The sequence below is a fragment of the Aeromonas sp. ZOR0002 genome, from assembly GCF_963866995.1.
In the GTDB taxonomy this organism is placed as follows: Bacteria; Pseudomonadota; Gammaproteobacteria; order Enterobacterales; family Aeromonadaceae; genus Aeromonas; species Aeromonas caviae.
In genome coordinates, this window is the sequence record NZ_CAWMFQ010000124.1 from 1 (window position 1) to 6,049 (window position 6,049).

The window sequence follows — 6,049 nt, forward strand, 5'->3', positions numbered from 1 at the left end:
GGCGCCCCATGCAACACGTAATTGGGACATAGCCTTTTTTATGGCCGAACGGTGCCCAGCAAAGCCTGGGCCATCAGCCCAGGGCCACCACCACGCAGTTTCGGCCCTGGCTCTTGGCATCATAGAGCGCCTTGTCCGCCTCCTTGAGCACGGCGGCGATGCTGGTGGCATCCGCTCCCCAGTGGGCGACGCCGAGGGAGATGGTGATATGGCCAGCTACCTCCATGTCGTGGCTCGCCACCCGGGTACGCAGGCGCTCGGCGATCTTCTGCGCCTGTGCAAGGGAGACCCCGGGCAGCAGCAGCAGGAACTCCTCGCCGCCGCTTCGACACAAGGCGGCATCGGAACGCAGATCCTGCTGCATCAGGGTGGCGAGGGAGACGATAACGGCATCCCCCACGTCGTGACCGAAGCGGTCGTTGATGGCCTTGAAGTGATCGATGTCCAGGGCAATCACCGTCAGGGGCTGACTCTCGACCTCGTACTCGTCCAGCATCTGCTGCATGGCCCGGCGGTTGAACAGGCCCGTCATGGGGTCGGTGTGGCTGTCGGTGTGCAGTTTGTCGATCTTGGTGTTGAGCAGCCCCAGCCCCTTGAGGATGGCCTGCTTCAACTGGGCCGCTTCGAAATACCAGGCGCGGATCCCCGAGATGCTGGTGGCGGCCCCCTGCTGATCCATGAGTCCGGCCCGGTTGGCCAGTTGCCGCAAGGGTCTGGCGATGATGGTGGCCGAGAGCCAGATGACGAAGAGAATGAAGAGGGTGACCGGGATCATCCCCTTGAGGATCTCCAGCATCTGTTCATCCAGACCGGCCAGGGTGGCGCTGCGGGGGCGCTGGGCCACTATCCCCCAGCCTGCGTCCGCCACCGGGGCAAAGCCTGCCAGCATCTCGCTGCCCCGGGAGTTGAGCACGCTCTGGGCGCCATCCTGCCCCTTGAGCACCGCATCCACCACCCGGTTCTTGCCAATCTTCTGGCCGATGCGCTCCGGGTTCGGGTGATAGATGAGGGTGCGCTGGCGGTCCACCACATAAAGATAAGAACCATCCTGGTAGTAGTGCTGCCCCAGCAGGCTGGAGAGCACGCTGGCGGACTCCAGATAGATGGTGCCGGCAACATAGCCGAGGTAGCGCTTGTCTGCCGAGAAGATGGGGTGGGAGAGGCTGATGAGGTAGTTGCCAGTGAGGGAGACCAGGGGATCCGCGATGAGGGGCTGCTGGCTTGCCAGGGTCCGGCTCGCATTGGCCGAGGTGAGCTTGACCCCTTTCACATGCAATGCCTCGGGAGAGACGGCGACGATGACGGAATCGGTGTTCACGATGGCCACCGAGTTGAAGGTGTTGGTCTGCTGGCGCAACTGGCCTGCCACCTCCTCGAGTCCATGGAGGTCGTTGCCTTGCAGCAAGGGGGCGAGCCGGGCCGCGCCATAGGCCAGCTGTCCCTGGGCCGAGCGCAGCATGGTCTCGGTGGAGGCGGCGAGCTTGGTGGCATAGACCCGGTTTGCTTCCAGGGTGCTGTCGATGAGCAGTTGTCTTTGTGCCTGATAGATGGCGTAAAAGCTGTTGCCAAAGGTTGCCAGCACGCCGATGACGGCCAGCGCAAGGATGAGGCGATGCAGATCAAACCTCAGCAGCCAGTGAGAGTGCATGAACGAAACAGATCCTTGTCGTGGCGTCGGGGCAGTGCGGCAATTTTAAGGGGGGTGTCCGCCCAATGCCATCGTTAATGTGATTCTCGAATGGTTCCCTTTCATGGGGTGTCCCGGGTGGGAGCCCCGTCCCCGGTCGTCATGAGGCCGGTGAGGGCGGGATCCGCCAGCTCCGCCACCGTCTGCCAGAAGGGGGCGACGAGGGGATTGTCGTTGCCCGGCGGGCGAATGAGCCCGATGATCCAGCTCGCGTCGGCCTCCCCGAGGGGCAGGGTCAGCACATCGGGATGCTCAATGGTGGTGGAGGAGGGGACCAGGGTCCAGGCGATGCCGGCCGCCGCGGTGGCGATGCCGGCGGCGAAGTCGTTCACATACTGGATGTCCTGAAAGCGCAGGCCGCTCTGGGCGAGGTAATGGATGAACTGATCGTAAAAAGAGGGGGCCTTGTCCCGGCGCAGGATGGCGAGCGGCTTCTCCTGCAGATCGGCGAGCCCTGCCACCCCCTGATAGCCTGCGGGCAGCACGGCGACGAAATGGGCGCGCACCACGGGCAGCACCGGCCAGCCCTTGGGGGCGGGCAGGCGGCAGAAGCCGAGATCCAGGCGACCCTCCGCCAGCGCCAGCAACTGGTGATGGGTGGAGAGATCGTTGAGCTCGATGGCGACCCCGGGGCGGCTGGCCCGAAAACGGGCGATGGCGGCGGGCACCAGCAGCTTGGTGGCGACCCCGAAGCCGATGCGCAGGGTACCCGCGTGGCCCGCCAGCACGTCGCGGGCGCTGCGGGCGAGCTGCTCGCTCTGGGCCACCAGGGTGCAGGCGTCGGCATAGAGGGCGCGCCCGAGCACCGTCAGCCGGGTGCTGCCGGCGTTGCGCTCGAACAGCTCGCCGCCAAGGTCCGCCTCCAGCCGGCGGATCTGCTTGCTCAGGGCCGACTGGGTGACGTGCTGGCGCGCCGCCGCCTGACCAAAGTGCAATACCTCCCCCAGGGTGACGAAGGCTTTCAGGTCTCTCAACTCCATGGTGCCTCGCTTGATTCCAGATAGGAATGATAGGTGGCCATATTTGTCATTGGACGGAATTCTAGAAGTGTTGGATGCTGGTGCCAACTCATTTCGGGCCCCTGTACGGGGCCGACGTATCACAGGATGGCCCCCGCCATCCGCGCAGAAGGAGCAACACCAGATGCATCATCACAAGTTCAATGACTTCCCGAACGGTTTCCTCTGGGGCGCCGCGTCCGCTGCCTATCAGGTGGAAGGGGCCTGGAACGAGGAGGGCAAGGGCCCCTCGGTATGGGACAGCTTTACCAAGTTGCCGGGCAAGACCTTTGAAGGGAGCAACGGAGACGTGGCGGTGGATCACTACCACAGGGTGGAAGAGGACGTGGCGCTGATGGCCGAGATGGGGCTCAAGGCCTATCGCTTCTCGGTGAGCTGGCCGCGCATCTACCCGACCGGGCGTGGCGAGGTGAACGAGGCGGGGCTCGCCTTCTACGACAGGCTCATCGACGCCCTGCTGGCCCACGGCATCGAGCCGGTGCTGACCCTCTATCACTGGGATCTCCCCCAGGCCCTGCAGGATGAGTACGGCGGCTGGGAAGACAGGCGGATCATCGACGACTTCGAGCGCTATTGCGTGACCCTCTATCAGCGCTTCGCCGGCAAGGTGAAGTACTGGGTGTCGCTCAACGAGCAGAACTACAACCTGACCAACGCCTACCAGCTGGGCACCCATCCTCCCGCGGTGCAGGACAGGAAGCGTTTCTTCGCCGCCAACCACATCGCATTTCTCGCCAATGCCCGTGTCATCAAGGCGTTTCGCCAGCACGTGCCAAACGGCCTGATCGGGCCGAGCTTTGCGTACTCCCCCGCCTATCCGGCCTCCTGCGCCCCGAGCGACATGCTGGCGTTCGAGAATGCCGAGGAGTTCACCAACCTCTGGTGGCTGGATGCCTACTGCTTCGGCCGTTACCCCCAGGCGGCACTCGCCTATCTGCGGGAGACCGGCGAGGCGCCGGAGATCCTGCCGGGCGATCTCGAGCTCTTGCGCGAAGGCACCCCCGACTACATCGGGGTCAACTACTACTACACCCTGACCTTCACCGACAACCCCCTCGGCGGCCAGACGATGCAGCGCATCAACACCACGGGCAAGAAGGGCACTACGCCCTCCAGCGGCATTCCCGGCCTCTACAAGACGGCCCCCAATCCGCACCTTGAGACCAGCAACTGGGACTGGGCCATCGATCCCACCGGGATGCGCATCGCCCTGCGCCGGCTCTCCTCCCGCTACGCCTTGCCGCTGATGATCACCGAGAACGGCCTGGGGGAGTTCGACAAGCTGGAAGCCGGGGACAAGGTGAACGACGACTACCGTATCGCCTATCTGCGCAGCCACCTCAAGGCGTGCCAGGAGGCGATGCAGGACGGGGTTGAGCTCCTGGGCTACTGCGCCTGGTCCTTCACCGACATCCTGAGCTGGCTCAACGGCTACCAGAAGCGCTACGGCTTTGTCTACGTGGACAGGGACGAGCAGGGAGGGTCTCTTCGTCGCATCAAGAAAGAGAGCTTCCACTGGTACAGCCAGGTCATTGCAAGCGGTGGCAAGACCCTGTAACGGGCCCGGTGCGCCGCACCTCGTCTGCCCAATGCCGGAAGGCCCCCTCGTCGGAGGGGGCCTTCCTTGTCTGTGCAGCAGGCAATCATGACCGCCTAGATAAACATGCCGCCCGAGGCTTCGATGCGCTGGGCGGTGATCCAGCGGCAGTCATCGGAGAGCAGGGCGGCGATGGCGCCACCGATGTCGTCGGGCTGACCCACCCGGCCAAGGGCGGTCTGGCTCGCGAGAAAGTCGTTGACTCCCTTGTTGTCGCGCACCACGCCGCCGCCAAAATCGGTCTCGATGGCGCCGGGGGCCAGCACGTTGACCGCGATGCCCCTGGGGCCCAGCTCCTTGGCCAGATACTGGGTGAGCACCTCGACGCCCCCCTTCATGGCGGCGTAGGCGGCATAACCCGGCATGGCGAAGCGGGTGAGACCGGTGGAGAGGTTGAGGATGCGACCGCCGTCTGCCAGGAGGGGCAGGAGCGCCTGGGTCAGGAAGAAGGTCCCCTTGAGGTGGATGTTGAGCAGGGTGTCGAACTGCTGCTCCGTGGTCTGCTCGAAGCTGGCATGAATGCCGATCCCGGCGTTGTTGACCAGGAAGTTGAAATGGGTGCGCTGCCACTCCCGGGTGAGCAGTTGCGTCACCTCCTCTGCAAAGGCCGCGAAGGTGGCGCTCTCGCCCACGTCCAGAGCAAGGGCATGGGCCTGCACGCCGAGGGCGCGGGCCTGGGACACCACCGCCTCCGCCTCTGCGGCCTGGCTGCGGTAGGTGATGATGAGGTCGACGCCTTTGGTGGCGAGGGCCAGGGCCCCGTGCTTGCCAAGGCCGCGGCTGGCTCCGGTGATGAGGGCGATGGGTCTGGTCATGGTATGACTCCTGTCAGGGTGGCGGACACAGGCTCGAGACGAGCCGACCGGATCACTGTATTGTTCCTTTTAAACTGGATAAATAGCGTGATAATAGAATCACTGTTCCGTTTATCGAGACAATCAGGCCATGGATCAACTGGATGCGATGAGAGCCTTCGTGCGGGTTGCCGAGCTGGAGAGTTTTACCCGCTGCGCCGAGCAGACGGGCATCCCCAAGGCGACCCTCTCTGCCGCCATCCGCCGGCTGGAGGAGCGCATGGGGACCCGGCTCCTGCTGCGTACCACGCGGCGGGTGCAGCTCACCACAGACGGCCAGCTCTGCTATGCCAGATGTCGGGAGCTTTTGGCGGATATGGAGGAGTTTGACGGCCTGTTTCGCCAGGGGGGGCAGATCTCGGGACAACTGCGGGTCGACATGCCAAGCCGGATGGCCCGCCACCTGGTGATCCCGGCCCTGCCGGACTTTCTGGCGCAGCATCCCGCCCTGCAACTGATGCTGAGCAGCACGGACAGGCGGGTGGATCTGGTGCGCGAGGGGTTTGACTGCGTGGTGCGGGTCGGGGCGCTTGAGCCCTCCAGCCTGGTGGCCAGGCCCCTTGGTCACTATCGCCAGATCAACTGTGCCAGCGCAGGCTACCTGGCTCGCCACGGGGTGCCCCGCACCCTTGGGGATCTGGCGGGCCACCGGCTGGTGCACTATGGTCCCGGGTTTGGTGCCGGGCAGGGGCGCAGCGAACCCGGCTTTGAATACCTGGCGGAAGATGGTCGCCGCGCCCTGCTGCCCATGGCGGGGGCCCTCATGGTCAATGACAGCGAGACCTACCTAGCGGCGGCGCTGGCGGGGCTCGGCATCATCCAGATGCCGCGGGTGGGGGTCGAATCCCTGCTCGCGGGGGGCGAGCTGGTGAGCATCCTGCCCCAGTGGCAG

Annotated in this window: 5 protein-coding genes; 2 read left to right on the forward strand and 3 right to left on the reverse strand. The window is 64.8% G+C overall.

Annotated elements, in window-relative coordinates; genetic code table 11:
* Nucleotides 1–73: 73 nt before the first annotated feature.
* Nucleotides 74–1,648: a sensor domain-containing diguanylate cyclase gene (locus tag AACR77_RS07090; protein WP_042880568.1), complete on the reverse strand. Its 1,575-nt coding sequence runs from the start codon at nucleotides 1,646–1,648 to the stop codon at nucleotides 74–76.
* Nucleotides 1,649–1,749: 101 nt separating this feature from the next.
* Nucleotides 1,750–2,667, reverse strand: a complete 918-nt coding sequence (locus tag AACR77_RS07095; protein ID WP_042880570.1) for a LysR family transcriptional regulator — start codon at nucleotides 2,665–2,667, stop codon at nucleotides 1,750–1,752.
* Between the two features lie 163 nt (nucleotides 2,668–2,830).
* On the opposite strand from AACR77_RS07095, the gene AACR77_RS07100 reads away from it, so the two are divergent.
* Nucleotides 2,831–4,264, forward strand: a complete 1,434-nt coding sequence (locus AACR77_RS07100) for a glycoside hydrolase family 1 protein (RefSeq protein WP_042880572.1) — start codon at nucleotides 2,831–2,833, stop codon at nucleotides 4,262–4,264.
* A 95-nt stretch (nucleotides 4,265–4,359) separates the two neighbouring features.
* Here AACR77_RS07100 and AACR77_RS07105 read toward each other — a convergent pair whose 3' ends face one another.
* Nucleotides 4,360–5,118 (reverse strand): SDR family NAD(P)-dependent oxidoreductase, encoded by a 759-nt coding sequence (locus AACR77_RS07105; RefSeq protein ID WP_042880573.1) that lies wholly within the window; start codon nucleotides 5,116–5,118, stop codon nucleotides 4,360–4,362.
* Nucleotides 5,119–5,248: 130 nt separating this feature from the next.
* Between AACR77_RS07105 and AACR77_RS07110 the strand changes: the two genes are divergently transcribed.
* On the forward strand, nucleotides 5,249–6,049 hold an 801-nt coding region (locus AACR77_RS07110), incomplete at its 3' end, for a LysR family transcriptional regulator (protein WP_042880575.1).

Coding starts and splice junctions, on each gene's coding strand:
- AACR77_RS07105 (WP_042880573.1), bottom strand. CDS start 5,118: ATGACCAGACCCATCGCCCTCATCACCGGAGCCAGCCGCGGCCTTGGC.
- AACR77_RS07095 (WP_042880570.1), bottom strand. CDS start 2,667: ATGGAGTTGAGAGACCTGAAAGCCTTCGTCACCCTGGGGGAGGTATTG.
- AACR77_RS07090 (WP_042880568.1), bottom strand. CDS start 1,648: ATGCACTCTCACTGGCTGCTGAGGTTTGATCTGCATCGCCTCATCCTT.
- AACR77_RS07100 (WP_042880572.1), top strand. CDS start 2,831: ATGCATCATCACAAGTTCAATGACTTCCCGAACGGTTTCCTCTGGGGC.